Genomic DNA, 3,683 nt, shown 5'->3' on the forward strand with positions numbered 1-3,683 from the left:
CCAACAGGACGCAGTAATCCGCGGGTTGTGAAACGACGAACTAAGCATTTTGCAAGTAGAAAAGGCACGGAAATTCTTAATCAACGGCATAACTGGGGAATAAAAATCATAAAGTGAACAGCATTGGCTCCTGCCCCTATTGGGCACAGCGCTCCCTACCGATTTTTCCAACATTTCTCCGGCCAGCTTGCCATCATCCTCCAGCGGCTTGCTCAATGCCTTACCCATCAGCGCAGCATGAATATGGTTGCCCAGCTGCAGTAAAGCCCAGTTAATACGAACCTCGCCATGCTTTGACATGGCCAGTCCCAGGGTGTTGTCCATGCCTTCCCCTGAGTCACCCAGCTCAATAAAGGGTGTCCCCACCCCAGGAATATACGTTTTACGGTAATACTTTTCTTCACCCTTAGGTACCGCTGAAGACCATACCGCTTTAGCATCAGGTTTACCGGCCTTTTTAAGGATTTTCAATTGAGTAACGGTGGGTTCGCCCGAGTAAACCTCGTATAAACGCGCCACATTGCTATGGGCAAAAGCCTCTGTATCACGGTATTTATTATTATTTGTGCCGTCAAAAAAGAAACCAAGGTAAATGTCTTGCTCGCATGGCAAGCTTTGGGGGCGATTTTGAGTAATGCTGCGTTGATCCTGCTCCTTTGCTTCTAGCACCAAAGGATTTGGTCTGCACTCTGAAGAAAATCTTGCTGACATAACTAGTCTTCCTTGTAATCTAATTCGCACATTTTTTTATCAGAGATATCCCAGTCCTTTTTACAATTCTCAACAAATTTTTGACAAGCTTTGCGATTCCCTTCTGGATCACTAGTATCCAATATATTCTCTTCTAAGCATGACTCTCTATAACCCCGTGCAAGGCTCTCATTAGAATTAGGAGCGTATTTCGGCAAATTCCTCTTACACTCCTTTTCCGAAAGCCGTTCAACACATGCGGCCATTGCATCTTTTTTAATTTTTCCCGGCCAAGCCGGATAACCTGGCTCCACTTTGGATACGACCAACTCCACTTCCTGCCCAGGATGAAACAATACATAAAGATCACCGGCCTGCTGATAGCGGGGTATTTCTAATTCACGATGATATTTATCGGGTTTAGTATGTGTTTTATCCGCCTCTTGCCAATCAACACTCACGTACATTCCCTGCTGCCATTGTTTTGGCAAGCTGATACAGCAATTTTTTCCTCCTGGACCTTCCAGAAAATTAACAATACTGCCACCTATGGCCTGATTACTGCGCAAATCGGTTAATGTATATTTCACAGCCCAATCATGCATATAATTAACCGAATCAACAGAGGCCGAAATCGTATTACCAGACTTATTCACCGTATCATTTTCAGTCTGAGCAGATGGCCCGTTCATTGCAATCCCCATTGCAATAAAAACGAGGCCGTTAATCACGAGTGAATGCTTAAACACAAGCCATAGTCTTGCTTTTACTTTACCTGCCCAAATTAGCACCACGATATAACTCAGGAATAATCCAAAAAGAGAAAGGATCATCAAGTAAGCAGCTCCATAGCCAGAGCCGGTCATGCTCTGATACAGGGCATAAGCATTCAAACAAGACACCACAATCATAAACAAATTAAATCCATGCTCAGCATCTGTAATCTCAGTTTTATCCGGCGTTTCTTCTGGCAATTCCATTGATAAACCTTTATGAAAATAATTAAAATTAAGTAAGAAAATATTTTTATATATTTAATAATGCATCTCTTAGAAGATCTTTCTCAACTCATTCAGAAATCATCCTACTTCGCCGTGTAAATGTTCAACACAAAAGCTAAGAATCTCATCATCACTACTCCCCTGAGCCAATGCGATATCGCAAAGCTCCCTTATTTGCGCATAGGCTTTTGAAGGCTCTATAGGTAATAACGACTGAAGCCCAAGCAATTGGATATTTTGCAAAATTTGATCAGGTAAAGCCTTATCCATCATGCTTATAAATTGTACTTCAGTCAGTACCAGCGCCTGATTGGTAATTTTAGTTTGTCCGCCACCTTCAAGCTGTATGATTTGCGCGGCCCGATCAAAATAAACCACGCTGCTGAATGGAGATAAAAATGCCGCTTTTTGCTCAGGGCTAAGTTGCGCAAGCAAATTGGGCAAAATACGCGTGTCCGCATAGCGCAATATATAACTCAATTTTTCAGGAAGAATACTGACATCAAAATAGTAATCAAAATGGCTAAAGATTGCTTCTCTATCCAGTGTGCTTAGATAAAAACTAAGCATAGGCTGCCCATTGGTGATTTTGAGCAGCAACTTAATTTGCTCCATAAGCTCCGCTTCATTCTCACTATTGAGCACGCAAAGCAATGGAGAAACATCTGCCTCAGCCCCATGATCTTGATAAAGCGAAGTCCATACAATCCGATCTCTCATTTTCTTTAACAAACGAGGATCGAAACTATGATCCAGCAAAGCATAGACTTGTGTTGATTCAGAAAGGTAAGTGGCCAATTGTGCAAACAATACTTGGGCACTGTCTTGAGGATAAGCATTCATCATCATGATGATTTCTTCGCAAAAGGGCTACCCGCATCTTTTGCTTTTAGCATGCAGGATTTACAAACCGAATTTGGAAACTGCGGCAATGGCGGCATCATTTGCGCTGGCCCGCTCACATCATGATTCGCGCCTTTCACCGTCACCGTTCCTGGGCAGTGGATTTCGATATTGCCACCTTTTAGCCGGATATAGCCGCCCCCAGCGGTGACCAGAATTTCATCTTTAGCCACCACGGTGATGCTTTCTTTGCAGGCGGTGACTTTTAAATCTTTATCGCCTGTGATTTCAATATCGTCGCTTTGTGCTTGCATCTGGATTTTGCCCTTGGCAACAATGAGCTTAAGTGCAACTTTGTCTTTTACCCCAGCTACAAACAGACTGATATGTTGGCCAACGTTATGTATCCAGCGGCGGCCGGAGGTTTGGTTGGTGTCACGCTGGGCGACCAGATCGAGATTAGTGCTTGCGGCAATGGTCTGGCTTTGCGGGCTGGTGATCGCTACGCCGTCCTCGCCGTGCAGCAGGATGATTTTTTGTTGGCCTGCCTGGTCTTTGGATTTGCTCTTGCCGTCTTTATCCGTGTTGCTGCCTGCCTCGAAGCTTTTGCTGGCGTGCACATGGTGGTGCAGATGGCCGGTGGTGGCTTTGTCACCCACGCTGTTGTCGGGCTTAACGGTTTTATCACCGTCGCCAGTTTCTATGGTGTCGGCGAGTTGGTTGGTGGCGGTTTCACCCAGGCTTTGGGCGAGTGCCAGCGCGGATTCCAGCTGGCTTTGTGCTGGGCGGCGGTCGAGTTGCTTGCCGCTTGCACCGCTTTTGGCTTCGGTGCTGATGAGCAAACCATTGGCGCGGATTGCACCCTGATTATCCGTGCGCAGCTCAAAGCCTTCGCCGCGCGGCTCGCCTTTGCCATCTGTTCTTGGGTGAATTAAATAGCCGAGGTTAAGCTGGGTTTTTCCGTGCTCGCTGGATAATTTGGTACGGACTTCGCCTTTTGTATCATCAAACAACAGCTCGCCACGGTAATTGTCAAACCAGTTGTCGCCTTAATCGTTTAATATTTATGCCGTTCTTTGCTCTGCTTTTTTCCTTACAGCACCCGTCTCCGCTTCCGGTGATTTTTCTGGATTGAGGTGGACGATATTC

3 protein-coding genes and 1 pseudogene are annotated in these 3,683 nt (G+C 45.4%); all 4 read right to left on the bottom strand.

Going from position 1 to position 3,683, the window contains the following annotated elements:
* Positions 1 to 741: pseudogene (locus CSQ88_RS22035) on the bottom strand (hypothetical protein); the annotation flags it as partial.
* Positions 714 to 1,670: a DUF3304 domain-containing protein gene (locus tag CSQ88_RS22040; protein WP_099400206.1), complete on the bottom strand. Its 957-nt coding sequence runs from the start codon at positions 1,668 to 1,670 to the stop codon at positions 714 to 716. The pseudogene CSQ88_RS22035 and the gene CSQ88_RS22040, both read right to left, overlap by 28 nt.
* 99 nt (positions 1,671 to 1,769) lie before the next feature.
* The gene (locus tag CSQ88_RS22045) at positions 1,770 to 2,540 is read right to left on the bottom strand and encodes a DUF4123 domain-containing protein (protein ID WP_099400207.1); all 771 of its coding nucleotides are present in this window, start codon (positions 2,538 to 2,540) and stop codon (positions 1,770 to 1,772) included.
* Positions 2,537 to 3,547 carry a type VI secretion system Vgr family protein gene (locus CSQ88_RS22050; RefSeq protein ID WP_306475263.1) on the bottom strand — a complete coding sequence of 337 codons (1,011 nt, stop codon included), beginning with the start codon at positions 3,545 to 3,547 and terminating at the stop codon, positions 2,537 to 2,539. Before CSQ88_RS22050 ends, CSQ88_RS22045 begins: the two co-directional genes overlap by 4 nt.
* Between the last annotated feature and the right edge of the window lie 136 nt (positions 3,548 to 3,683).

The sequence above is a fragment of the Iodobacter sp. BJB302 genome (assembly GCF_002735645.1).
Taxonomy (GTDB): Bacteria; Pseudomonadota; Gammaproteobacteria; order Burkholderiales; family Chitinibacteraceae; genus Iodobacter.

Coding starts and splice junctions, on each gene's coding strand:
- CSQ88_RS22040 (WP_099400206.1), bottom strand. CDS start 1,670: ATGGAATTGCCAGAAGAAACGCCGGATAAAACTGAGATTACAGATGCT.
- CSQ88_RS22045 (WP_099400207.1), bottom strand. CDS start 2,540: ATGATGATGAATGCTTATCCTCAAGACAGTGCCCAAGTATTGTTTGCA.